At 51.8% G+C, this 26,604-nt stretch carries 18 protein-coding genes; 3 read left to right on the forward strand and 15 right to left on the reverse strand.

Annotated elements, in window-relative coordinates:
• Nucleotides 1-4: 4 nt before the first annotated feature.
• Nucleotides 5-1,096 (forward strand): 3-phosphoserine/phosphohydroxythreonine transaminase, encoded by a 1,092-nt coding sequence (gene serC, locus ACE419_RS01710; protein WP_435720815.1) that lies wholly within the window; start codon nt 5-7, stop codon nt 1,094-1,096.
• 78 nt (nt 1,097-1,174) lie between these two features.
• Nucleotides 1,175-1,939 carry a DeoR/GlpR family DNA-binding transcription regulator gene (locus ACE419_RS01715; RefSeq protein WP_435720816.1) on the forward strand — a complete coding sequence of 255 codons (765 nt, stop codon included), beginning with the start codon at nt 1,175-1,177 and terminating at the stop codon, nt 1,937-1,939.
• Between the two features lie 60 nt (nt 1,940-1,999).
• Here the strand turns inward: ACE419_RS01715 and ACE419_RS01720 are convergent, their stop codons facing one another.
• The 9 genes from ACE419_RS01720 to ACE419_RS01760 all read right to left on the reverse strand — a co-directional run bounded on the left by ACE419_RS01720 (nt 2,000) and on the right by ACE419_RS01760 (nt 17,945).
• Entirely contained in the window at nt 2,000-3,586 is a 1,587-nt protein-coding gene (locus ACE419_RS01720) for a DUF4127 family protein (RefSeq protein WP_435720974.1), read from the reverse strand.
• Nucleotides 3,587-3,673: 87 nt separating this feature from the next.
• A complete protein-coding gene (locus ACE419_RS01725) occupies nt 3,674-4,426 on the reverse strand; it encodes a hypothetical protein (protein WP_435720817.1) in 753 nt (250 codons plus the stop codon).
• Between the two features lie 170 nt (nt 4,427-4,596).
• The gene (malQ, locus tag ACE419_RS01730) at nt 4,597-8,052 is read right to left on the reverse strand and encodes a 4-alpha-glucanotransferase (RefSeq protein ID WP_435720818.1); all 3,456 of its coding nucleotides are present in this window, start codon (nt 8,050-8,052) and stop codon (nt 4,597-4,599) included.
• A 71-nt stretch (nt 8,053-8,123) separates the two neighbouring features.
• Nucleotides 8,124-9,578 (reverse strand): glycogen synthase GlgA, encoded by a 1,455-nt coding sequence (gene glgA / locus ACE419_RS01735; protein ID WP_435720819.1) that lies wholly within the window; start codon nt 9,576-9,578, stop codon nt 8,124-8,126.
• 69 nt (nt 9,579-9,647) lie between these two features.
• Entirely contained in the window at nt 9,648-11,939 is a 2,292-nt protein-coding gene (gene glgB / locus ACE419_RS01740; RefSeq protein ID WP_435720820.1) for a 1,4-alpha-glucan branching protein GlgB, read from the reverse strand.
• A gap of 66 nt (nt 11,940-12,005) precedes the next feature.
• Nucleotides 12,006-14,474 (reverse strand): glycogen/starch/alpha-glucan phosphorylase, encoded by a 2,469-nt coding sequence (locus tag ACE419_RS01745; RefSeq protein ID WP_435720821.1) that lies wholly within the window; start codon nt 14,472-14,474, stop codon nt 12,006-12,008.
• 114 nt (nt 14,475-14,588) lie between these two features.
• The gene (gene glgD, locus ACE419_RS01750) at nt 14,589-15,695 is read right to left on the reverse strand and encodes a glucose-1-phosphate adenylyltransferase subunit GlgD (protein ID WP_435720822.1); all 1,107 of its coding nucleotides are present in this window, start codon (nt 15,693-15,695) and stop codon (nt 14,589-14,591) included.
• 59 nt (nt 15,696-15,754) lie between these two features.
• Complete coding sequence (locus tag ACE419_RS01755) at nt 15,755-16,909, reverse strand: glucose-1-phosphate adenylyltransferase (RefSeq protein WP_435720823.1); 1,155 nt, start codon at nt 16,907-16,909, stop codon at nt 15,755-15,757.
• 478 nt (nt 16,910-17,387) lie between these two features.
• Complete coding sequence (locus ACE419_RS01760) at nt 17,388-17,945, reverse strand: N-acetylmuramoyl-L-alanine amidase (protein ID WP_435720824.1); 558 nt, start codon at nt 17,943-17,945, stop codon at nt 17,388-17,390.
• A gap of 292 nt (nt 17,946-18,237) precedes the next feature.
• Here ACE419_RS01760 and ACE419_RS01765 point away from each other — a divergent pair, with 292 nt between their 5' ends.
• On the forward strand, nt 18,238-18,993 hold the full coding sequence (locus ACE419_RS01765) for a DeoR/GlpR family DNA-binding transcription regulator (RefSeq protein ID WP_435720825.1): 756 nt from the start codon (nt 18,238-18,240) through the stop codon (nt 18,991-18,993).
• Between the two features lie 110 nt (nt 18,994-19,103).
• Here ACE419_RS01765 and ACE419_RS01770 read toward each other — a convergent pair whose 3' ends face one another.
• From ACE419_RS01770 to ACE419_RS01795, 6 genes are all read right to left on the reverse strand, one after another.
• Nucleotides 19,104-19,421 (reverse strand): L-rhamnose mutarotase, encoded by a 318-nt coding sequence (locus tag ACE419_RS01770; protein ID WP_118015612.1) that lies wholly within the window; start codon nt 19,419-19,421, stop codon nt 19,104-19,106.
• 131 nt (nt 19,422-19,552) lie between these two features.
• Nucleotides 19,553-20,905, reverse strand: coding sequence for an MFS transporter (locus ACE419_RS01775; RefSeq protein WP_435720826.1), 1,353 nt, complete (start codon nt 20,903-20,905; stop codon nt 19,553-19,555).
• Between the two features lie 114 nt (nt 20,906-21,019).
• On the reverse strand, nt 21,020-21,838 hold the full coding sequence (rhaD, locus tag ACE419_RS01780; RefSeq protein WP_435720827.1) for a rhamnulose-1-phosphate aldolase: 819 nt from the start codon (nt 21,836-21,838) through the stop codon (nt 21,020-21,022).
• Between the two features lie 31 nt (nt 21,839-21,869).
• Nucleotides 21,870-23,105, reverse strand: coding sequence for an L-rhamnose isomerase (locus tag ACE419_RS01785; protein WP_435720828.1), 1,236 nt, complete (start codon nt 23,103-23,105; stop codon nt 21,870-21,872).
• An 18-nt stretch (nt 23,106-23,123) separates the two neighbouring features.
• Nucleotides 23,124-24,542 (reverse strand): rhamnulokinase, encoded by a 1,419-nt coding sequence (gene rhaB / locus ACE419_RS01790; RefSeq protein ID WP_435720829.1) that lies wholly within the window; start codon nt 24,540-24,542, stop codon nt 23,124-23,126.
• Between the two features lie 323 nt (nt 24,543-24,865).
• Nucleotides 24,866-26,575, reverse strand: coding sequence for an ABC transporter ATP-binding protein/permease (locus ACE419_RS01795; RefSeq protein WP_435720830.1), 1,710 nt, complete (start codon nt 26,573-26,575; stop codon nt 24,866-24,868).
• Nucleotides 26,576-26,604 lie beyond the last annotated feature (29 nt).

Here is a 26,604-nt window from a genome sequence, read left to right on the forward strand (position 1 = left end):
TTTCATGGAAGCAGGTCGCGTCTATAATTTCAACCCGGGTCCGGCAACCCTGCCGCTCGAGGTACTCAAAGAAGCACAGGCAGAGTTTTTGAACTTCAATCACACTGGTATGTCAATTCTTGAAATCAGCCATCGTGCACCGGCGTATGCCGCTGTTCACGAGCAGGCAAAGAAAGACATCAAAGAGCTCATGGGCCTCGGCGATGACTACGAAGTCCTGTTCTGCCAGGGCGGTGCCAGCCAGCAGTTCGCAATGATCCCGCTGAATTTCGCCACGAAGGAGCATCCGGGCAGCTACGTTCTCTCGGGCAGCTTCGCGGAGAAATCTTACAAAGAGGCCGAGCACCTCGGCGTCGGTGAAATCATCGCTTCGAGCAAGGAGACGGGCTACCATCATGTACCGCAGCAGGACGAGCTCAAGATTGACCCGAATGCCGCTTATGTCCACGTCTGCTACAACAACACGATTTACGGCACGGAGTATCACTACGTCCCAGAGACGAACGGCGTGCCTCTCTTTGCCGATATGTCTTCTGACATGCTCTCGCGTCCGGTTGATTTCCACAAATTCGATTTCATCTACGCAGGCGTACAGAAGAACCTCGGCCCTGCCGGTGTCGTTCTCGTCGTCGCCAAGAAATCGCTGCTCGAAAACAGCCCGGAAAAACTGCCGACGATGTTCCGCTACAGCACGTTCTACAAGAAGGATTCGCTCTACAACACGCCGCCTGCTTTCTGCATCTACATGGTCGGCAAGGTTGCTGCCTGGATCAAGGCACAGGGCGGCCTCGAGGAAATGGAACGCCGCAACATCAAGAAGGCAAAGGTCGTCTACGATGCCATCGACAACTCGAACGGTTTCTACCGCGGCCATGCCGACAAAGAAAGCCGTTCTTTCATGAACGTCACCTTCCGCCTGCCGAACGAGGAACTTGAGAAGAAATTCGTGGCCGAAGCTCTCGAGCATCAGCTCAGCGGCGTCAAAGGCCATCGCAGTGTCGGCGGCATGCGTGCCTCGATCTACAATGCCATGCCGTATGAAGGCGCTGTCGCCCTCGCGGAGTTCATGGACAAATTCCGCAAAGAAAACGCCTAAAATAATTTGATTTGACCGCACAGCTCCTTTTGCCCTGCACCTTTAGAGCAAGAGGGGCTTTTTGTTTGAGAAGGGAAGATGTTCATGAATCCCCGCCATACGAATCTCCTTGACATCATCAGCCGGGAAAAACGCGTGTCCGTGACGGAACTTGCCCGCCTGCTCAAAGTCTCGGAAGTCACAGTCCGCAAGGACCTAAACCTGCTCGCCCATCAGGGCCTTTTAAAACGCGAGCACGGCTTTGCCAGCATGGTCATGAGTGATGATATCGGCCATCACCTCTTTTTTCACTATGAGAACAAAAAGCGCATTGCCGAACGGGCCGCACGCTGCGTACAGCCCGGTGAAACCGTCATGATTGAATCCGGCAGCTGCTGTACCCTGCTCGCCGAAGAACTTTGCACACGCTGCCGTCATATCACCATCATCACCAATTCTGCCTTCGTCGCCGGCTTTGTCCGCAAGATTCACGGCGCCCGCGTCATCCTTTTAGGCGGCAGCTACCAGAACGAATCACAGGTCATGGTCGGACCGCTCGTCGGCCTCTGTGCGAGAAATTTCCGCGTGGATAAATTTTTTCTCGGCATTGACGGCTTCGATGAAACCGGCGTCAAGAGCAGCGACCGCCTGCGCATCGAAGCCGCGCAGGCCATGGCAGCCCAGGCCCGCGGCATCATCGTGCTGACGGAATCCGAAAAATTCCGCTGCGAGGCAGCCGGGCTCCTTTTCCCCTTTGAACAGCTGCGTGCCGTCTATACCGATGCACAGGCCGAACCGCAAATGATTCAAACACTCGAAGCTCATGGCGTCGATGTTTTCCTCGCCGCCAAAAGCCAGAAATAAAAAAATCCTGCACAAGCCCTTCGCAGAAGCTTGTGCAGGATTTTTATTTTATTCACTCGCTCACTCTTTGGAGAAGTAATTGACTTCCTGAGCAGCCGTATGGATGATATCCGATTCGAACATGCGGTTCCACGGGAAACGCACTTCGATATTGGCCAGCGAATCGATTGGCGGCAGATTATCCTCGACAAAGCGCGTGAGCATGCGCTCCGAGCGCGTTGCGACGGCATCCGTCTTCGAATCGAGGCTGCCGTAGACGCCATCGCCGCGCAGCCAGGTCAGCTGGCGTGCAATGACGTTGCGCACATTGGCCTGATAAGCCCAGTCATCGAGATAGCGCGTGAGCAGCAGGTCATCGACAGCGTCATTCGTCATGTCCTTCGCGAGCATGCCCTCGCCGATGACAAAGCCCGTGCTGTTTGTCGGCGTATTCCAGCCGGCATAGGCGCGAATCTTGAAGAGCAGGCCGCGGTCGCGCAGCTCATCCATCAGGGCATTGTCGGAGCCGTTGGCATACGCGATATCGGCAATGCCGACCGGATAACCGCGGCTCACGTAATCACTGACGATATCGGCGAAGTATTTCGTGCCTTCGCGCGGCGTGCCGTCATTCTCGCGGTCATTGGCTTCATACGTTTTGCCATTCGGGTTCGTATTAACCGTCAGCACGAGGTCAGCCTTCTCAGGCGACTTGACCATCATGCCGCCCGCAGCCGTGACGGCCGCAGCGATGGAATCGCCGATTTTTTCATCGGAGTACGACGGCACCGTGTATTCGCCCTTGCCCCAGTTGTAGCGGGTGTAGACAAACGGCACATCGCGGCGGATATCGTTGACAGCGCGTGTCAGCATCAGCATACCGATCTCGTCGATGCCAGCCATGGCCTGAAAACGCGTCTTGCCGAGGTCCTGGCCCTCAGCAGCGAGATGACGGCTCTCAAGGTGCGTCTGTGAATACGGCGCATTATCGTCGCGGCCAAGCACGAAATAATTGAATGTATTCTTACGCGTCAGCTGGATCATCTTTTCGTTGGCTGCAAAATTCTTTTCGCGGCGGCCCATCCAGTCGCTAAGAGAAGCCTTCGGAATCAAGCGCTGCAGGAAATCGTATTCCTTCTTTTCGCGGCGCGTCAGGCCCTCCATCTCCTGCTTGTCCTTGAGTGCCGTATAGCGGAAAATATCGGCACCGTAGTTGCGGTAGTAGCCCGGTTCCTCATGACCGGAAGCCTCGCCGGAACGCGGCGTGCGCATGATGGAGCCAAAGACGTAAAGCTGCATCTTCGGGTATTCTTTGCGGAATGTCTGGAATTTATCCACGCGGTCGAGCACTTCTTTTTTCGAATACTCGTGCTTGCGCGAGCCGACCAGACTGCCATAGAGCATGGAGTCCGACGAAATAACGGCAGCATCGGCATCCTGTGCATTCTGCTTGAGCCAGTTCCAGAGCTCATCGGGATGACCGAGGTCGCTGCGGCTGCCGAGCATATCATCCGGCGGCACGACTACGTCATACCCGAGCTTCTTGACAACTTCCGCTGTCTGCTTGTCCGAAATTGGACGATTGTCATGCGGAATGTAGAGGATCTTCTCGACCTTCTGCGTTTTGTGATGAGCGGACGCTGCCGGCATGACGGCCAACGTCATCATGAGAGTACAGAGCACTGCCGTGAGTGCCATGATACACTTCTTCAAAAAATCTCTCCCTTCTTTTTGCTTTTCACTGCGTTTTTTGTTTTAGTTTTCACTTTGCTGGTCAGACGAAGCGGACGAATCTGCCGGACTGTCCTGCTCCGACTGAAGTTCTGTCTCTTTGTCCTTGAGCAGAGCCACGAGGGCTTTTTTGACATCATCCGGCACATTGAGCTGCGTATCGAACTCGATGCCGCCGTCTTTTGGCGTTGCCCCTTCAATCTCAATCATATCGGTGAGCTTATGTCCCTGATACTCCGTCCTGCCAAAGTCGGATTCGGCGAGCACCTGGCTGTAATCCACCGTAATCGTGTTGTGCTTGATGGAAACCGGCAGATTGTCCGGCATATCGATATGACCGACCATGCGCTCTGCCATCGACAGCGAGATGCGCGAAAAAATCCACGACATCAGGCCGTGTTCCGGGATGTTGCGGCTGCGCACGCGGTACGTCACATACGACTTGTCGCCGTTATGGACGAATTCCTTGATTTCGCCGGATAATTCCACGGGACCGACTTTTTTCGTCTCCGCGCGGATATCCATCCGGCCATTGGCGTGCGATTTAATGGTCACGCCCGTGACCTGCCCGCCTTCGGGGATGCGCTTGGCAATTGCCTCGTTGATGACCGAGTCCGGCACAAAGAGTTTTCCCTGACTGATCTCCAGCAGAGATTCTTTTGACCACGTCTGCTGCAGTACCTTGATGGCCGGACCGTAATCCTTGACCGACTCCTGTACTTTCGACCAGTCGATGTTCTGGATTTTCTGCACCCAGTTCGCAGGAATATCAATCATAAAAACACCTTCTATCGATGTAACGTTGTATGCTTCTCAAAAACAACACTTTTTAGGATACCACAAAATGATGAAAAAAGAAATAAAGACAAGCAAAGAGACGGCCGAAGCCGTCTCCCATTCGCCAATATACAGCGAAACTATGAAATTTTGAACATTCATCTGAACATTCAGCAGCGGCCAAAGTGCTCCGTCAAGGCACGAAGCTTCTTGGCATCGAGCTTTTTGAATTCTTCCGGACGCATGCACCAGCGCCAGTTGCCCTCGGATGTGCCCGGTGTATTCATGCGGCAGCTGCCGTCAAGTCCTAAGAGGTCCTGCATCGGGATAACGGCGAGTCTTGCATTCGACGCATAGGCAAAGCCGATAAGATGAGCTGCAATTTCTTCCGGTCTGCGTACATCGGCGCGCACGAGGTCGGCCACGGCCTTGCGCAGCGACGGCGTGATATCCGTCTTGAGCCAGCCAATCAGCGTGTTGTTATCGTGCGTGCCCGTGTAGACGATGCTGTTTTCCGGCACGACCGTGCCCAGGCGGTGCTGGTTGTTGAGATACAGCGTGAACTCGAGGACTTTCATGCCGGGGAAGCCGCAGTCGTCGCGGAGCTTCTCGACTTCCGGCGTGATGATGCCGAGGTCTTCTGCCACGATGGGCAGATTGCCGAGCTCGCGGCGCATTTCATCGAAGAACGGCTTGCCCGGGCCCGGCAACCAGCGTCCCTTGATGGCATTTTTCGCCTTGCCGTCGACTTCCCAATACGACTCAAAGCCGCGGAAATGGTCGATGCGGGCGATATCGACAAGCGAATAGAGCTTGTGGAAGCGCTTTTTCCACCAGGCGTAATTCTCAGCCTTCATGGCCTGCCAGTTGTACTGCGGATTGCCCCAGAGCTGTCCCGTCGCACTGAAATAATCTGGCGGTACGCCGGCAACCGTATGGGCCGTGCCATCGGGATTGAGGTCAAAGAGTTCCTGATTAGCCCAGACATCGGCGCTGTCCTGTGCAAGGAAAATCGGCATATCGCCCATGATGCGGATGCCTTTTTCCTTGGCATATTCATGCAGGCGCTGCCACTGGCGGTGGAACAGGAACTGCATGAACTTCTGCAGCTCGATGTTTTCCTCCAGACGTTTGCGCAGGGAAGCCAGTGCCTGCGGGTCGCGTTTTTTCACCGGCTCCGGCCAGTCCATCCACACCTTGCCGTCGTATTCCTTCTTGGCTGCTTCAAACAGGGCATAGTCATCGAGCCAGTAGGCTTCTTCTTTGCAGAACACTTTGTATTCCTGCTGGGCTTCCTCATCCTGCTGGAACGCAGTATGCGCCTTGCGCAGGCATTTATTCTTGAAGGCGCGTGCCTGCTCAAAGTCGGCCGACGAATCAAAGTCTGCGTACGTGACTTTTGTCTCCTGTTTTGTCAGCCAGCCTCTTTCCACGAGTTCATCGATATTGATGAGCAACGGGTTGCCGGCAAAAGCCGACGGCGACTGGTACGGCGAATAGCTGAAGCCGACCGGGCCGAGCGGCAGAATCTGCCAGACGCTCTGCCCTGCCTCAGCGAGAAAATCGACGAATTTATACGCCTCTTTGCCAAAGTCGCCGACCCCGTATTTCGACGGCAGCGACGTCGGATGCATGAGCACACCGGCTTCATGCTTGTACTGACGCTCCGGCGGGATATTCTGGAGCAGGAAGCCCTTGAGCGGCAGCAGCTTCACCGTCAGCTGGCCGTTCTCGACCGTAAAGCGCGTCTCCGGATGAAATGCATCGGCAAAAGCGCCATCGGCAAAGTCGCCGACATTGAGCGTGACGGTTTTTTCTTCCTTGAGACTGCGGTTAAAGAGAGAAATGAAGCATTCATCTTTGGCCGGCTCACCGAAGACATCACGGCCGCCGCGCACGACGCGGGCAAAGGCCATGACATCGCCCTCCGCGTAAAGCGGCAGCAGCTCACCGGTCTGCAGTGCCGTGTGGGCATTGCGCATGTGAATCAGGCGCTCATAGCGGCTGCGCACATACGTATCGCCGCTTTCCCAGTTGTACGGACGGCGGTTGTACGGGTCTTTGAAGCCCTGCATGGCAATTTCATCGCCGTAGTAAATGCACGGCACACCGGGATACGTCATCTGCCAGAGTGCAGCCATGAACAGGCGGGCCATGCCGAGATTGTACTGGTCATCCGTCAGCCGCGCGCGCGACTGCTCGATGGCCGGCATGCCGTCGTAGAACGGCTCTTCGCCGAGAACGGTCATCGCGCGTTCGACATCGTGGCTGCCGATGAGGTTCATCATGGCGTAGAAATTCTCGCGCGGATAATTCTCGCGCAGGCTCTCGAAGCGCCTGAGGCTCATCTTCGCATCGACATGGCCGAGCAGGAAGTCAAACAGGATTTGGCGGAACGGATAGTTCATGGCCGAATCCATTTCCTGACCGCAGAGATATTCACGCGGCACGCCGTAAGCCACTTTGTGCGACGCATCCTCCCAGACCTCGCCAATCATGACGGCCTCAGGATTCGTCTTCTTGAGCTCTGCAAAAAATGCCTGCGAGAAAGCCGCCGGCAGCTCATCGATGACATCGAGACGCCAGCCCGCAATGCCCTCTTTCATCCAGTGATGCATGACGCTGTCTTTGTCATAAATGATGAAGTCCATGTACGACGGCGTCGTTTCCTTGACATCCGGCAGCGTGGAGAAATTCCACCAGCTCTCGTATTCGTACGGGAAATTGCGGAAATTATACCATTCATAATACGGAGAATCCGGCGACTGGAACGCACCAATCGTATCGTACTGGCCTTCGCGGTTAAAATAACGGCTGTTGCTGCCCGTATGGCTGAACACACCATCGATGATGATGCGGATGCCCTTAGACTTTGCCTTTTCTACGAGATGATGGAACTCTTCATTTGTGCCGAGAATCGGGTCAATTTTATGGTAATCGCCCGTATCGTAATGATGATTGCTCTCCGACTCAAAGACCGGATTAAGGTAAATCACCGAAATGCCCAGTTCCTTCAAATAATCGAGCTTGCCTTCGATGCCCTTGAGATTGCCGCCAAAGAAATCATATGCGACGATTTCCTTGGTATCGGGATCCTTGTAGTAGCACGGGTCATCCTGCCAGCAGGCATGGAATACCGCACCCTTTTTCTCAATGATTTTATCGCCCTCACGCGCAAAGCGGTCCGGAAAAATCTGGTACATGACGGCATGCTTGAACCAATCCGGCGTCTTGGCTCCTTTATTATAAACGGTAATCTGGAAAGACGGGGGAACATGGTCGTAAAGTGTACCCATGCCGCCAAGCTGTTCCGGATTATTGCCATAATACCAGGTACCATCCTCCATCGAGATGACAAAATAATACCAGATAAGTCCGCCTTTTTCCGGCAGCGGCAGCCAGCCGCTGTAAAAATGATTCTCCTGCAGCGGGTCATCCTGCGTCTCAAGAGGAATGAGATGCTCGCCTGTCTGATCCTGCCAGCAGCGCAGAATAACCTGGCGAATCCCCTCTTTTGTCCGCAGGCGCAACCCCATTCTGACTTTTGTGCCTGCTTCCGCCGCGCCAACCGGCGAGCGGTAATTGATATCCTGAGAGTCATGCCAGACCTGATCTTGCGTCAGCATGAAAACTCCTCCTTCCAAATCGAAAAGAAAGGCGGCATGAACTGCCGCCCTCCTTCTCACTTGCTCATTTCTTATTCTGCTTTTTCTGCCTGTGAGCCCATGAGTTTTTCATAAAGTGCCTTGTACTCGCGAGCCGATTCCTTCCAGCTGTAATCCGAGTTCATGGCATTTGTGGCAATCTGTTTCCACTCTTCGTAATTCTCATAAGCACTGAGTGCACGCTTGAGTGCGTACATCATCTCATGTGCATTGTAATCGGAGAACAGGAAGCCATTGCCTTCCTTCGAATATTTGTCGTACGGGATGACCGTATCCTTCAGGCCGCCTGTCTCGCGGACCACCGGAACCGAGCCATAGCGCAGGGCAATGAGCTGGCCAATGCCGCACGGCTCATAATTCGACGGCATCAGGAAAATATCCGATGCTGCGTAAATGCGCTGTGCCAGCTGATTCGAGAAGCGAATGTTGGCCGACACTTTCGTCGGGAAACGCCATGCGAGGCCTTTGAACCAGTCTTCATACTCCTTGTCGCCCGTGCCCAGCAGGACAAACTGAATGTCCTCATGCTGCAGGATCTCATCCATCATGCGTACGACAAGATCGAGGCCCTTTGCTGCCACGAGGCGCGAAACCATCGCGACCATCGGCGTACGGCGGGCAATCGGCAGGCCAAGATCTCTCTGCAGCAGGACCTTATTGTCAGCCTTGCGGTCGAGCGTCGTCACATCGTAGTTCTCATAGAGATTTTTGTCCGTAGCCGGATTGTAAACGTTGTAATCGATGCCATTGACAATGCCGAAAAGCGTGTCCTTGCGGCTGCGCAGCAGACCGTCGAGGTGCTCGCCAAAGTACTCATACTGGATTTCCTTGGCATACGTCTCGCTGACGGTCGAGATGTAGTCGGCGTAAATCAAGCCGCCCTTCATATAATTGACCGCATCGTAGAACTCAAGGTCGCCATTGTTGAAGTACTTCCAGTCGAGGCCGAGTACATCGCCCATGACATCTTTCGGGAATACGCCCTGATATTTGAGATTGTGAATCGTATAGAGCGTGCGGATGTTTTCGTAGCGCTCATCACCCTGATGCTCAAGCTTCAGGAAAACATTCACGAGACCGGAATGCCAGTCATTCGTGTGAATGACATCCGGCCAGAAATCCATGGCCGGCAGCAGGTTGAGCACGGCGCGGCAGAAAAACGAGAAACGCTCTGCATCGTCACCGTAGCCATAAAAGCCCTCGCGCTTGAAATACTCTTCATTATCGACGAAATAATACGTTACGCCTTCATAGTCGAGTTTATCAAGGCCGACGTATTTCGAACGCCACGATACCGGAATTTCACCATCATAGATGTGCTCCATCTCGTTGCGGAAATGCTCCGGGATCTTGCCGAATTTCGGCATGATGACGCGAACGTCCACTCCCTCGGCCTTCAGGGCTTTTGGCAGAGAACCAGCAACATCAGCCAGACCACCCGTTTTGGCAAAAGGCACTGCCTCAGAAGCAACATATAGAACTTTCATTCGAGAATCCCCCTCATGATGTACTTTGCAAATATTTGATTTGATATCCTAATGTATTGAGCTGGTCAATCAGGATTCACCTGCAGCGGCTTTCGTCGCTTCTTTTTTCCTGCTTGTCTTGCGGGCCGTTGTCTTTTTAGCTGCAGCCTTTGCGGTTCCCGCACTGCGTCTGCGCGTCGTCTTTTTGGGCTTTTCCCCCGCTGCTTCGGCCTTCGCTTTTTTCGCGGCTTCCCTCTTGGCCTTGGCTGCGGCTTTTTCCTCTTCCGTCATGCGCGGACGTCCGCGGCGGCGCTTCGGCTTGTCTTCAGGAGTCTCCTCCTTCTTGGCAGCAGTGCGTTTTGCTGCTGTCTTTTTCGTTTTTGCTTCGGCGGCTTCTGCCTTGTCAGCAGAACTTTTCTCTTCATGGCCTCTGACTTCGATCTCCACCGGAGCCTCATCAAAAGAATTCTTGCCAGCTGCCACCTGCCCCTTGTGGCGCAGATAAATCGTGGCCATCGGCGGAATCGTCAGGACGATGGACTGGTCGCGGTCATGCCACTTGATATCCTCAGTTGGGATTTCCCCCTCGTTCTTGACGCCGCTGCCGCCAAAGGCCTCATCATCGGAGTTGAACACTTCGACATAGCTGCCCTTCTCCGGCACGCCGATGCGGTAGCCATGGCGCACTTCCGGCGTGAAGTTGCAGACAGCGATGAGATAGTCAGAAGGATCTTCTGCCTTGCGGATGAAGGAAACCACGCTGTTCTCATTATCGTTGCAGTCAATCCACTGGAAGCCGTTCCAATCGAAGTCAACCTGCCAAAGAGCCTTGTGATCGCAGTAGAATTTATTGAGTGCGCGGCTGTATTCGAGCATTTTCTTATGCATCGGATACTGCTGCGGCAGATGCCAGTCGAGGCTGTCATCGTAGTTCCACTCAATGAACTGGCCGAACTCACCGCCCATGAACAGGAGCTTCTTGCCCGGATGAGCGATCCAGTAAGCAAAGAACGTGCGCAATCCGGCAAATTTCTGCCAGTAATCGCCCGGCATCTTGCTGATGAGCGAGCATTTGCCGTGTACGACTTCATCGTGCGAAAGCGGCAGGACAAAGTTTTCGCTGAACGCATACATGAACGAGAACGTGACTTTGTCGTGATTCCATTTGCGGTAAATCGGGTCGAGCGACATGTATTTGAGCATATCGTTCATCCAGCCCATGTTCCACTTGTAGTTAAAGCCCATGCCGCCCATGTAGACAGGCTTGGAAATCAGCGGCCAGGCCGTCGATTCCTCCGCAATCATCAGGGCCTGCGGATGATACTTGAAGATATTCTCATTGAGCTTTTTCAGGAAGTCCATGGCCTCGAGGTTGCCCGTATCGCCGTATTTATTCGGCGTCCACTCGCCATCCTTGCGGCCGTAGTTGAGGTAAAGCATATTGGCGACTGCATCAATGCGCAGACCATCGATGTGGAATTCTTCAAACCAGAACATCGCATTCGAGATCAGGAAGCTCTGTACTTCGGTACGGCCGTAATCGAAATTCGTCGTGCCCCACTCCCAGTTCTCCGCGAGCTGCTCATTGTCGGACTCGTAAAGCGTCTGGCCGTCGAAATGGCGCAGGCCCTGTTCATCCTTGCAGAAATGGCCCGGCACCCAGTCCATGATGATAGCAATGCCATTCTTATGAGCTTTGTCAACAAGATAGCGGAAATCATCCGGCGTGCCAAAACGGCTCGTCACCGCATAATAGCCCGTAATTTGGTAGCCCCACGAGCCGTCAAACGGATGCTCGCAAAGCGGCATGAACTCGATGTGCGTGTAATGCATCTTCTTGACGTAGTCGATGAGCTGGTCAGCGAGCTCACGGTAAGAAAGATACTCGCCATCCTTATCGCGGCGCCAGGAACCGGCGTGCACCTCATACGTCAGCATCGGGCGTTCGTAAGAAGACTCTTTTTTCTTCTGTTCGAACCATTCACCGTCCTGCCATTCGTATTTGCTGAGATCGTAAACGCGTGAAGCCGTCTCCGGTTTTTTCTCAGCATAGAAGCCATAAGGATCGGCCTTCATGATGCGCGGACCGCCCCACTGCGGTTCAATGGCATATTTATAGACAGCGCCCTGCTTGACATCGGGAATAAAGACCTCCCAGATTTCGCCATCGCGAATGCGCGTCATGGGATTCACGCGTGTATCCCAGTTATTGAAGTCACCAACCACACTGACGGACTTGGCATGAGGTGCCCAAACAGCAAAACGCACCCCCTGCTGCCCGTCGTGTTCGACGAAATGAGCGCCGAGCATTTCATAGGCATGATAGTTCGTCCCCTGATGGAACAGGTAAAGGTCGAACTCGCTTAATTCTGATGTTTTCACAAATAATCCCCCTCTGTATATCCCCTCAGAACCAGGCAGGGGCAAGGCCCCTGCAAAATTCCAAGCTTATGGGATCATGACAGGTTTGACCTGCCAAATTTCATTTGCATATTCATCAATCGTGCGGTCCGAAGAGAACCTGCCCGAATTGGCGATATTGACAGCAGAAGAACGCAGCCACTGGAAGCGTTTCTGATAGCGTCTCATGATTTCGACATGAGCATCGGCATAGGCATTGAAATCCTTGAGGATGAAGAATTCATCGTTGGCATGGACGAGGTAATCAAACAGCGACTGGAAGTTGCCATAGGTGCCGTCCGTCAGCTGGTTGACGACCGTGCGCACGTTTTCATTCGTATTGTATTCATCCCAAGCGGAATACGTGCCCGTTGCATAATAATTGAGGACTTCCTCTGCCTTGAGGCCGAAGATGACGCAGTTGTCATCGCCGCCCACAGCTTCGCGGATCTCAACATTTGCACCGTCGAGCGTGCCGAGCGTGATGGCGCCGTTCATCATGAACTTCATGTTGCCCGTGCCCGATGCTTCCTTCGAAGCCGTCGAAATCTGCTCACTGACATCGGCTGCCGGATAGACGATTTCGCCGATGGAAACACCGAAGTTCTCAATGAAGACAACCTTGATCTTGCCCTTGATGCTCGCATCATTGTTGATCTTATCGGCAACGGCATTGATGAGGCGGATTGTTTCCTTGGCGATGTAGTAGCCCGGTGCAGCCTTGCCGCCAAAGAAATACGTCGTCGGCAACATATCAAAGTTCGGATCCGTCTTGAGCTTATTGTACTGATACATGATATGCAGGATATTCATGAGCTGGCGCTTATACGAATGGATGCGCTTAACCTGGATATCGAAGATGCTGTCCGGATTTACCGTGATGCCATTGTGTTCCTTGACGTATTTTGCCAGGGCTTCCTTGCGCAGATGCTTAATGGCACCGAGTTTCTCGAGGAACGGCTTATCGTCAACATAATCATTCAAGAGGTCGAGCTGTTCCGGATGACGGTGCCAGCGGCGGCTGCCAATCGTCGCATCGATGAGGTCCGAAAGCTCGGGGTTTGCGCCCATGAGCCAGCGGCGATGCGTAATGCCGTTCGTCTTGTTGTTGAACATGCGCGGATTGTATTCGTAGAATTCATGCAGCGTCGTGGATTTCAGGATGTCCGTATGGATGCGGGCCACGCCGTTGACGCTGTGCGAACCAACAATGGCGAGGCGTGCCATGTGAACCATGCCGTCCTGAATGATGGAAAGCTCATGGACCTTCGTCTCATTGCCGGGATAACGGTCACGCACATCGATGAGCCAGCGGCGGTTGATCTCGTCGATGATCATGTAGATGCGCGGCAAAAGCGGCTTAAACATGTCAATCGGCCATTTCTCAAGGGCTTCCGGCATGATCGTATGATTCGTATAAGCAATCGTGTTCTTCGTGATTGCCCAGGCCTCGTTCCATTCAAGGCCCTCTTCATCGACGAGGATGCGCATGAGTTCGGCGACGCAGAGTGCCGGATGCGTATCATTGATATGAATGGCAATCTTCTGCGCGAATTCATGAATATCCATGCCGACTTTCTTATAATGGCGCACAATGCTCTGCACACCGGCCGAAACGAAGAAGTACTCCTGAATAAGGCGCAGGCGGCGGCCATCGTACGTGCTGTCATCAGGGTACAGATAGCGCGTGATGCTCTCGACGAAATTGCGGTAATCATTCTTCTGACGCATCTGTTCCTGCGTCAGGCGGCCGTAATCCGAGAAGTCGCGGTTGACCTCTGCATTCCAGAGGCGCAGCGTGTTGACCGTATTGTTATGATAACCGACAATCGGCACGTCATACGGTACAGCCATGACCGTCATCGGATTCTCATAGACGAGTTTGAGGCTGCCATCCGGCATTTTCTTCATATAGGCATTGCCGTTGAATTTGACATCAATGGCCTTATCCGGTTTGCGGTACTCCCAGGCAAAACCATTCTTGAGCCAGTTATCCGGAATCTCAACCTGATTGCCCTCAATGATTTTCTGCTCGAACAGGCCGTACTGATAACGGATGCTGCAGCCATGGCCCGGCAGACGGTGTGCTGCCATCGAGTCAATGAAGCAGGCAGCCAGTCTGCCGAGGCCGCCGTTGCCGAGACCGGCATCCGGCTCTTCCTCGAACGTCTTGACGATATCGAGATTGAAATCCGCGAGAACATCCTTAACGGCTTCTTCAATACCGAGATTGATGAGATTGGACTTGAGCAGACGGCCGAGCAGGAATTCGATGGAGAAATAGTAGATCTGTTTCTCCTGGCGTTCTGCATATGTCTTATTCGTCTTGATCCAGTTATCCGAAATGAACTGCTTTGCCGTAGCAGCTACCGTCTGATAGACTTCATTCTTAGTCAAGTCCTTGATTTCACGGCCATACATCAAATGTGCCGTATTGACGAAACGGATTTTTAGATTTTCCTTGAGCTTCTCAAACTCACGGCTCTTTTGTTTCTGTTCCTTTGTTTCTCGTGCCAAAAAAAACACTCCCCTTGGCTATGTCTTGCTTATTTTATATAAGAAAAGCCGTCGTAAACGAGCGCTGGCCCATACCTGCCTGTGCATGTCCATTTACAACGGCTTGTCTCAAGCTTAAATCACCACATTTTTCGCAACGATCAGCGGATAATTCTGCGCTCCCTTGAGCCATTTCTCCTTCGTGATCACTACATTCTTATCACAGATGACGTTCTCCAGCAAAGAATTTTCCTGAACATCGCATTTCTGCATGATGATGGAGTTCTTGACTTTAACGCCCTTTTCAATGGTCACGCCGCGGAACAGGATACTGTTCTCGACTTCACCGCGAATGATACAGCCGTTGGCAATCAAAGAATTCTTGACAACAGCCGTGTCCTTATACTGGACCGGTACCTCATCCTTGACCTTCGTATAGATGGAATTATTGCCCATGAAGAGCTCTTCCCACGTAGACGGATTCAGTACATCCATATTCGCTTTATAATAGGAAGATGTCGAATCGATGTGTGCAACGTAACCGTCATGCTCATAAGCATAGATATTGTACTCATTTGCACGGCGGATGATGCCGTCGAGCAGCAGGTCCTGACCGCCGTGTTCGTAGCTGTAGCGGACCATCTCAACGAAGATGCGCTTCTCCATGAGGAATACATTCATGGAAACCTTCGAGCCGTCATAGACAGCCGGTTTCTCGGCAATATCTTCGACAAGACCATTTTCTGCCGTCTCGATGACGGTGTTGCGGCCGGCCGCTTCCTGCGGCGCCGTGTAGTACACCATCGTGATATCGGCGTTCGTGTTCTGGTGGAAGCGCAGCAGCTCATTGAAATCAATGTTGTAAACGAAGCTGCCTCCTGCCAGAAGCACGTATTTCTGCGAGCTGTGCTCAAAGAAATCGAGGTTGTAATAGAAGTTTTTGAGGTCGCCGCGGCGTTTTGCCTCTTCTTCCTGCGGAGCGGGCAGATAGAACAAGCCGTCATGACGGCGGGCTAAATCCCAATCCTTACCGGAACGCAGGTGATCGAGTACGGAACGCGGTTTATTCGGCAGCATGACACCGACATTCTGAATGCCAGAGTTTACCATGCTCGACAAAGCGAAATCAATCAGTCTGTAGCGTCCGGCAAAAGGCAGAGACTCCACAGCGCGGCGGTCAGTCAGCTCACGAATCAGGCTGTTGTCTTCCTGAAGATTGATAATCCCCATTACTGTTTTCAATTTTATTCACTCCGATCTTCTGGTCTATGTTCTATTGTATATAGGAGCGGACAACTTTCTCAGCCTGCCTGCTTGCTGCCAGCTTCGGCCATGACAGTTTCTCCGTCTGCAACGACCGTAATGGCACCCTTCTCCCCGACTACTTTGGCACCCTCGCCTACTTCACAGTTCTGGGCAAGGATTGCATAATCAACGACGGCATTCTCACGGATAACCGTCGACGGCATGATGACCGAATTGCGGATCTTAGCGCCCTTGCCGATGCGCACACCCGGGAAAATGACCGAGTTCTCTACATCGCCAAGAATCATCGAGCCTTCGCTGACCATCGAATTCTTGACCTTGGCATCCGGACCGACATAATGCGGCGGCATGGACGGGTTCGAAGAATAAATCTTCCAATCACCATTGAGTTCAAAAGGCGGCTGATCCTGCAGCAGATCCATATTAGCCTGCCAGAGGCTTTCAATCGTGCCGACATCTTTCCAATAACCATCAAAAGCGTACGAGAACAGACGTGCCTTATCGGCAAGCATCTTCGGGATGATGTTCTTGCCGAAGTCATGAGCCGAAGTCTCATCCTTTGCATCTTCCTCAAGATACTTCTTCAGGAAGTCCTTGTTGAAGATGTAAATGCCCATCGAAGCGAGATTGCTCTTCGGTTTTGCCGGTTTCTCTTCGAACTCTTCGATGCGGCCGCTCTTATCGGTATTCATGATGCCAAAACGCGGTGCCTCTTCCCACGGAACTTCGATGACGCCAATCGTTGCTTCTGCCTTATTGGCCTTGTGTGCATCGAGCATCCAGGAATAGTCCATCGTGTAGATATGGTCGCCAGACAGAATCAGCACGTACTCCGGATCCGCGAGGTCAATGAAATTCAGGTTCTGATAGATGGCATCAGCCGTGCCGCGATACCAGTCTGCTCCCTTTTCACGTGCATACGGCGGCAGGATAAACACGCCGCCCTCTTTCTTATCGAGGTCCCAGGCACTGCCCGAAGCCAAATAGTTGTGGAGTTCCAGCGGACGATACTGCGTCAGCACACCGACCTTATCAATGCCGGAATTGGCGCAGTTACTGAGCGGGAAATCAATAATGCGGTACTTGCCGCCAAATGGAACGGCCGGCTTGGCAATTTTCTTCGTCAAAGCACCGAGACGGCTGCCCTGGCCGCCGGCCAGTATCATTGCTAAACATTCTGTCTTTCTCATACAAAATCCCCCTTGGATATATCTGGCAGGAATGGCCTCCCCTTACATAATTCGCCATGCCCGCCAAGCATGCATTTTCATAACAGATAATACTCTGTCAGTATACAACATTTATCAATTATTGCAATAATATTTTATGTATACATGAAATACGTAATACCAATATTACCGATCGCATTCACCCTGCCCTCTCTAAAAAAACATATGAAAACCGCAATTTTTCCGTCAATTCCCATGAAAGAACTGCTGCTTTGTGCACAGCTCCTGTTGAATTTCAGAAAACTATCTTTATATTATGTAGGTTCTATACAAAAAATAAAAATCCTTCACCGTCAAAGTAAATTTACATAATTTTTTTAGAGAAAATACCAAAAAAATAATCTGCCCGGCCCGCAAGGCAGGCGGCAGACCCTTTTCAGTCTCAGCAGCAGGGCAAAATGCCTGCAGTCATGAGCATCATCAAGTATGCGCAAAGAAATCAATAAAGCGCAGCCGCGCCGTGAATGATGTCCGGCAGCATGTCATAGAGATTCTGCCCTGGGCAGGCTGTCGCATTAAAATCACGATGGCCAAAAATCGTCGCAGACGACGGCGCAAAACCATAATAACGGCAGAGAGCAGCCAGCAGCTTCTTAGCAGAAGCGATCTGTGCATCCTCTGGCATATAATCCTCAAAATTGCCAACCAGGTTCACGCCGACCGTATGGTCATTCTCGCCATAGCAGTGTGCCCCGACCGTATCCATGGGCCTGCCCTGTTCGATCGTGCCGTCCTTGCGAATCACGAAGTGATAGCCAATGCCGGCCCAGCCATTGGCCAAGTGCCAGCGGTGGATGGTCTCCGCTGATACATCCGCATTCGTATTGCCGACATGATGCACGATGATGGCGTCGGTCACGCGTCGGTTTGTCAGGGAACGGAATGTCAGATAGGTTTGGCGTATGGATACACCGGAAAGACCGCTGCCGTCCTGCCAGGCTGCCTCTGCCATCTTACTCGTGACGATTTCCGGTGCAAGGGCCAGCCCCACTCCCATATAAAATAAATTCCGAATAAACTCCCTGCGTTTCATTGCTCTATCTGCTACCCCCTGTAATTTTATTATTTTAGCGCATTTATCTGAAAATCAGCCGAAAGCTCATTTCTTTCCATTCATTTCCTATTCCCACACCGCTGCACATCCTTTTTGTCTGCAAAGCAAAATTCAAGCAATCAAACATTCTTTTTTATCTGTTTATATTGTATTTTAAGGAGGATTGACCTATAATGAAGATGAATAATCAACAACTTCAAAAATATTTACGAGGGATTAGAAAGAAGGGGCTTTTATGCTGGGATTGGAACGCCGACAAAAAATCATGGAAAAAATTCGGCTTGACCGCAAAGTTTACGTCTCCGAACTTGCGAAGTCGTTCAAGGTAACGGAAGAAACCATTCGCCGCGACCTCGAAAAACTGGAAAGTCAGGACCTGCTCCGGCGCAGCTACGGCGGTGCTGTCATCGCCGAAAGCACGAGCGACGAACTCTCTTATACACGGCGCAGCGCCATAAACAGCGAGGGCAAGCTGCTCATTGCCGAAAAAGCGGCCAGCCTGATTCACGATGGCGATACCATCATGATGGATTCCAGCACGACGTGTCAGGCACTCCTGCAGCGCTTAAAAGGACAGCGCGATATCACGGTCATCACAAATTCCATCCGCCTCATGAACGACTTCACGGGCAGCGGCTTCAAGATGATCTGCACGGGCGGCACGATGCGCGACAGCTCCTGCTCCCTGACCGGCTCCATTGCCTGCCAGACTCTTGCCAGATACTATGTGGACTTTGCCTTCATCAGCTGCAAGAGCATCGACCTCAAAAAAGGCATCATGGAGTCCAATGAAAGCGAGAGCCGTATCAAGAGCATCATGATGCAGCAGGCCCGCAAGACCGTCCTGCTCGTGGACCACTCCAAGTTCGACAAAACAGCTTTCGTCAAATGCGACAATTTTGCACGCATCGATACGCTCGTGACAGATGTACCGCCTTCCAAGGACTGGCAGGAATTTCTTGCCGACCAACACATCAACGTAATCTGCTGACGAACAATTTCCTACTAATATATATAAATAATAAAATCCCCGCTTCACTGCCTGCACAGGAAGCGGGGATTTTATTACTTTAGGAAAAGATATCAAGTGGATGAGCAAGTTCAAGGCAGGAAGAATACCTGCTGCATCTTTGGCTGTGCACCCGTCTTCGGATCCATTTCCATGACCATGACATCTTTCATATATTCATTCCATTTATCCACAACGGGGCTTTCTGCCTGATACTTCTCAGCGTAGGCCACGCCCTTTTCGCATTCAAAATAACCAAAGAGCTCATTACCGACATTCCAGATCGTATAATTTGAAATGCCAGCTTCCTTGAGCACCTGTTTCATCTCCGGCCAGATATGAGCATGACGATACTTGTACTCCTCGAGTTTGCCATCCTTGACCGTAGCTTTCCATGCAAAACGTTCCATCGAAAAGACCTCCTAAAAAGAAAGAAAAGAGCCTTCCCCCTGCTTCTCCATTTGTCTGTCAAAAGAAGTCAGCCGAAAAGGCGAAGGCCCTTTATTGATACAGATTACCTAAAATCGTGAATCAACATCTGTTATTTTCCTGCCGGATGCATCGTGCTGGCATTCTGCTCAGCAGAATCAACAAACCAGCCATTTTCATCGATTTCATTGCCATAACGCTGTTTCGTGACTTCATCAAGCGTCATACCGCGGGCATCCGAACCGAAGAACGTGCCGGCAACCCAGCTGACGAAAACAAAGCCAATCATGATCATCGCAGCGACCTGGAAACCAACCGTCTCCATGAGGATTGGAACAAGGAAGCCCCAGATAGCGGCCGAAAAACGCGTAACAAAGAACGTGAAGCCCTGTGCCGTTGCACGATAGCGAACCGGGAAGAGTTCGGAACTCCAGAGCTGATAGAACTGCTGCTGCATCGAGAATCCCCAGAAAACGGTAAAGAATACGAGCATCCACATCTGCAGCATGTCAGCCGGCAGAGCCCAGACAAACCAGCTGATAACGCCAAGTCCGGAAAAAATGCCAAAGATCTTACGGCGATTGAATTTATCACCCGTGTACATGAAAATGAATGTCGTCAGGATGCAGACGGCAAAGTTCGTAGCCGTCAGGAGCAGGGACATGGAATTCGAAAGTTTGCCGACATGCTCGTAAATGTACGGCATAAAGAAACCATTCGTGCTGGCTGCGAGGTTCCAGAGCGTGTAAACGGCGCAGAGCATGACAACCGTCTTGAGGCAGGTGCCATGAAGGATATCGCGGTAATGGACTTTGCGGACTTTGACGCCTTTGGCCTCAAGTTCCTGTTCGCGTTTATGCGCTTCCGTCCATTCTGTCGACTCCGGCATTTTCAGGCGCTGATACCAAATCCAGCCGGCGACTACAATCAAATGAGCGAAGATAATGCGGTTGCCGAGGAGACCGAACATCGAGTTGAGCGGGATAGATGCGAGGAAGACGACAACTGGGCCGAGCATCCAGGCAACCTGCGCGGAACCGCAATGCTTAGCACGGTCCTTCGAAGGAGCTTCTTCGGCGATGAACGTCCAGGAAGCAACGACATCGGCACCGACCATCAGGCCGACAACGACATAGCCGAGCAGGAACATTGGATAGTTCGTTGCGAGGCAGATCATCAGTACGCCGATCATGTAAATGAGCAGTGCGTAGTTATAAACGAATTTACGTCCGTACTTATCACAAATCTTGCCGCCGATCAGGGCACCGATAGCTGCACCGCCTGTGTTCGAGGAAAGCGCGGCCAAAAGGCCCATCTGTACGCTGCTCATGCCGAGATAATCCTGCCACATGGAAAGACCGGAAGCACCTGCTACGATTGAACCAGCATCGATATAACTGATGAGGCCGGCAATCAGGGTCTTTTTCCAGGCGGACATGTGGTAATCAATTTTGACACCTAACATTATAATTCCTCCTATGATCCCCAAAATTCATTTTTGCTTATGAATATTAAGTCAATTAAGGTTTTAGGAATGGCGGCAGGAGCAGTTCATTTCTCCTGCCGCAATCCGATTCATTTAGTCCAAAAGGTCCGTATTCAGGTTAATGTGGAAATCCTTCGCGAGCTGGATGAAGCCCTCACGCGGGATGGTCTGCTTCTTGCCGCCCATCGAAAGGACTTTGACGCAGATTTCCGAAGCCTTCTCGACCGTATCCATGAGGCCAAACGCTTCATCGAAGTCATCGCCGCAGACGAACAGGCCATGATGTGCCCAAACGATAACGCGGTATTTCTCCATGAGCTTGACGGATGCATCGGCAATCTCCTTGCCGCCCGGTACCATCCACGGCACAACGCCGATGCCTTCCGGGAAGATGACCGGATCTTCCGTGGCCATTTCCCAAAGCGCACGCGTAAATTCCTTATCCTTGAGCGGCAGGACAAACGTCAGCGCGATGAGATTCGTCGGATGAGCATGATAGATGATGCGGTTCGTGCCGTTCGTCATCTTTTTCTTGAGCTCGTGAGCCGCAAGATGCGTCGGCAGTTCACTTGTCGGACGGCCACCGTTGACGAGGCCCCAGACGATGCCGTAATTCTCGCCCTTCTCATCAATCTTGATGAGTGCGGTATTTTCCTCAGGAGCCAATGCTACATTGCGCATGTACTTGCCGCTGCCCGTGACGAGGAAATACTCGCCAGCAAGCCCCGGCACCGTATTGCCAATCGGCTTCCACTCTTTGACTTCGTGCAGGGATTCCTTGACCGCCTCGACGTCTTCCGGTTTGACGCGGTACGTCAGGTTGCCGCCGTTGCGCTCATGCCAGCCCTTCTGGAAGGCATCGGCCGTCAGGCGTTTGAAGCCCTCCATGAATTTTGAGTCCTTGATATCCATGACACATTACCTCTTTATAGCAAAACTTTGATTATCTCTTGAACAGAACGTCCTTCTCGTATTCCTTGACAACCGGATACCACTGGCCGTCAACTGGAACATCATTGCGTTTGCAGAACTCGGCCCAGACATCGCCGAACGGCAGCGTCTTGATTTCCTCCAATCCCTGCAGGACACGCGTGAAATCGGCCTGATCCTGTGCTTCCTTGAGTTCCTTATTCGGCGTCAGCAGACCATAGAGCAAGGCTTTCTGCATATTGCGCATGCCGATGACCCAAGCCGCGATGCGGTTGATGCTGGCATCGAAGAAGTCGAGGCCAATAAATACCTTGTCGAGGGCATCGCAGCGGACGAGTTCCGTCGCGAGTTCCTTGAGCTCATCGTCGAGTTTGATGACATGGTCACTGTCCCAACGGACCGGACGGCTGACGTGCAGAGCAAGGCTGTCGTTAAAGAGCAGCATAGAGGAAATCTTGTCCGAAACGACTTCCGTCGGATGATAATGGCCCGTATCGAGCAGGCACATGATGCCGTTCTTCGCAGCGTAGTTCATGTAGAACTCATGCGAACCGACCGTATACGATTCCACGCCGATGCCGAAGACCTTGCCTTCGACCGAATCCGCGATGTTCTTGCGGTCATATTTGACGGAAAGAATCTCATCGAGGGATTCCTTGAGGCGCTGACGCGGTCCGATACGGTCAGCCGGCACATCCTTCGTGCCATCCGGAATCCAGATGTTATCGAGCGCCGTGATGCCAAGCTCTTCGCCGAAGTAGTTTGCAATCTTACGGCAGGCTTTGCCATGGGCAATCCAGAAGTCGCGGATATCCTTATCAGGGCTCGAAAGCGTCATGTTGTTCTTGACGTTCTTGTGGCTGAAGAACGTCGGGTTGAAATCAAGGCCGATGCCTTCTTCCTTCGCAAAGTCAACCCAAGCCTTGAAATGTTTCGGCTCAATCTTATCGCGGTCGACTTTTTCATCCGTGATGCGGTAGGAAGCATGCAGATTGAGTTTATGCTTGCCCGGAATCAGGGAATATGCCTTCTTGATATCCGCCATGAGCTCTTCCGGATTGCGTGCACGGCCCGGATAATTGCCTGTCGTGGCAATGCCGCCCGTCAGGGCATCCGAGTCAAAGCCAAGGACATCATCGCCCTGCCAGCAGTGCATGGAAATGCGCACTCCCTGCAGTTTTTTCAGGGCAGCTTCAACGTCCACGCCAATGGCTGCATACGCTTCTTTTGCATCTTCAAATCTCGACATTATGAAAACCTCCTAATATTATTCAAATGTATTCTCGATGCGCTTGACATCGAACGATTTTGCCACGACCTGACGCGCTTCCTTAAGGTCTTCAAAGACCTTGTCACGCAGCATCTGGGCCATGATATTGCCGATGGCCGTCGCTTCAACCGGACCGGCATAAACCTCTTTGCCCGTCGTCTCCACGAGCAGACGGTCGAGGAATTTATCCTGACAGCCGCCGCCGACCACATGGATCGTATCGTAGGTACGGCCCGTGACCTCTTCGATTTCCGCGACGGTCTTGGCGTAACAGTTCGCCAGACTCTTGTAGACGCAGTAGAGAAGTTCGCATTCCGTTTCCGGTTTTTCCTGTCCCGTCTTCTCGCAGTAGTCCTGCAGTGCCTTGATCATGCTTTCCGGCGCGAGGAAGGATTCGTCATTGACATCGACGGTCGATGTGAAATAACGGCCGATATGCGCGAGCTCGTAAAGCTCTTCAAACGTGTATTTATGTTTGAACTCGCGGCGCAGGTTCTGCATCATCCACATGCCCATGATGTTCTTGAGATAACGGTAACGGTGATGATAACCGCCCTCGTTCGTGAAGTTATGCTTGCGGCTCTTTTCCGTGCAGTCCGGAATCAATCGTTCAATGCCCATGAGCGACCAGGTACCGGAACTCAGGTAAATGCTGTCGTCCGAATTCGTCGGCACTGCCATGACGGCTGAACCCGTGTCGTGCGTAGCCGGCAGTACAACGTTTGTCGTGAAGCCGACGCGTTCACTCATTTCTTTTGAAAGCGGTCCGACCAGCGTTTTCGGCATATTGAGCTCACCAAAGATCTTCGTTGGTAGTCCGAGCATCTCGAGAAGCTCAAAATCCCAGTCCTGTGTTTTTGCATTAACAAGCTGTGATGTTGTGGCATTTGTATACTCATTCATGGCTACGCCCGTCAGGCGATAGTTGAGATATTCTGGGATCATCAAAAAACGTTCTGCTTTTTCCAGTGCTTTTGGTGTTTCTTTTTTGATTGCCATGAGCTGATAAATGGAATTGAACAGCTGCTTTTGGATACCGTTGCGCCCGTAAAGTTCCGATTCGGAGATAACCTTGTATACCTCTTGATCCATGCCTTTCGTGCGGCCATCGCGGTACGCTACGGTATTGCCGATGATATTGCCGTTCTTATCGAGCAGGACAAAATCAACGCCCCAGGTGTCAATGCCGACGCTCTCCGGAATGCGGTCGAGTTCCCTGCATTTCTTAAGGCCCTCCGCAACCTCATGGAAAAGGTGCTCAAGATCCCAGCAAAGATGACCATTTTGTTTGACGAGCTTGTTTTCGAATCGGTAAATCTCCTCGATGCGGATCTTGCCTTTGTCAACCCAGCCCAGGATATGCCGACCGCTCGAAGCGCCGATATCAACAGCCAGATAATACTTTGTTTCTGACATATTTCCATCCCTTTCGATGAAGCAACACACTCAAAAACGCTTATTATTATTTTGTTATTGCTTTGTTTATCTTTGTTCTTACATGAGTTATTATATTCCCAGCGATGATAAAAGTCAACATTTTTTTCTTTATTTTTTATGTTTTTATTTGATTTATAATTGAATTATCTTCTGAAATAGCAGAAAAACCAACATTCATATAGAATCACAGGCTTTTTATACGACAGATCCTGCAATATCTGCATAAAAAAATCCGATTGGTTCTAAAACCAATCGGAAAATAAACAAATCCTATTGATGAAATATCTGTGTTCTTCTGTTTATCAGACCGTTACCGGACGGCACTGCCAGCTGCCGTCCCCCATGAGATGGAGTTCTTCCTGATGCTGCCGGAAAAGTGTCGAACGATGGCCGACACTGACGATACCCGTATGCGGCAGTTCCCTGCGCACGAGTTCGTACATTTCCTGTTCGCGCGGTTCATCGAGAGCCGAAGTCGCCTCATCAAGGAAGACCCAGTCGGGCTTTACGAGCAGGATGCGGGCAAAAGCCAGACGCTGCTGCTCGCCAAGAGAAAGGATGCGGCTCCAGTCGTCGATATCGTCAAGGCGTGGGATAAAGTCAGCCAGTCCGACTTTGCGCAGAGCCTCTTTGAGATTTTCTTCCGGCCCCGACGCACTGAGAGGATAATACAGGGCTCTCCTGAGACTGCCAAGCGGCAGATACGGTTTCTGCGGCAAAAACAGGATCCTGCTCTTAGCCGGAATCTCCACTTTGCCCTCACCATAGGGCCAAATGCCAGCCAGCGTGCGCAAAAATGTACTCTTGCCGCAGCCGGAAGCACCGGTAATCAGCAGACGGTCCCCGGCCTTGAGCGTCAGATTGCAGTCAGACAGCAGCACGCGGCCGTCCGGCAGTTTGACATCAAAATCACGCAGGGAAAGGTCATCCGTTGAAGCATTTTCACGCACCACTTCGCTTTCGATATCTTCTGCCCCTTCCATATGATTTGTAAAGCTTGCAAGACGGCGGATGACAGCTGCAAGCTGCGCGATGGTATCGTAAACCGAAACAAAGTAGGAAAGTGCATTCTGCACGCGGCCGAAAGCGGAAGAAGTCTGCATCAGACCGCCGAGTGTCATCGTGCCGGCAAAATACTGCGGTGCCGCCATGACGAGCGGCACGATGATGGCCAGCTGCCCGTAGCCGTTAACATAAAAGTTCAAGAGTTTTGTCCGACGCATGAGCTGCCAGTAGTTTTTGATGACCTTAGCAAAGCGTTCCGCAAACCCCACGGACTCCGGCTGTTCGCCGCGGTAAAAAGCGATGCTCTCGCTGTTCTCGCGCACGCGCATCATATTGAAACGAAAATCGGCTTCGTAACGCTGCTGGTCAAAATTGAGCCCAATAAGTTTGCGGCCGACAAAATGCACGCCAATCGTGCCGAGCACCGAATAAATGAGCGAGAACCAGAACATATACCCATAAATGACAAATTCATGACTGCCAATCGGCACGGTAAAGGCACCGGAAAGATTCCAGAGCACCACGCCAAAGGCGCCGAGTGTCGTGATCTGCTTGAGAACACCCACGAGCAGCTGCAGAGTCAGCGAGACAAATTGATTGATATCCTCGCTGATTCGCTGGTCCGGGTTATCCGTATCACTGCGCAGGACCTGAAGCCGGTAATAGACCTGCTTGTTCATCCAGTCATCAAGATAGCGGTCCGTCATCCACGTACGCCATTTAATCTGCAGCATCTGACGCAGATAAATCGCATAAACAGCCAAGATGATATAGAGGAACGCAAGACCTGTAAATTCTGCAATAAGCGACCAGAACGATTCTGCCTGATACTGCTGCAGGGCATTATAAAAGACATTATACCAGCTGTTTAGCTGCACCAGTACATAGACCGAGGCAAAATTCAGGCCAATGACGATGGCTAAAAGTCCCCGTGCCTTCCATTTTTCTTCTGAATTCCAGTATCCGCGAAACAGATGCCAGAAATTTTTCCAAAACTCTTGTTTCAAATTATCACATCCTTAACGAACACAGTATA

It is taken from the genome of Mitsuokella apri, from assembly GCF_047974105.1.
Classification (GTDB): Bacteria; Bacillota; Negativicutes; order Selenomonadales; family Selenomonadaceae; genus Mitsuokella.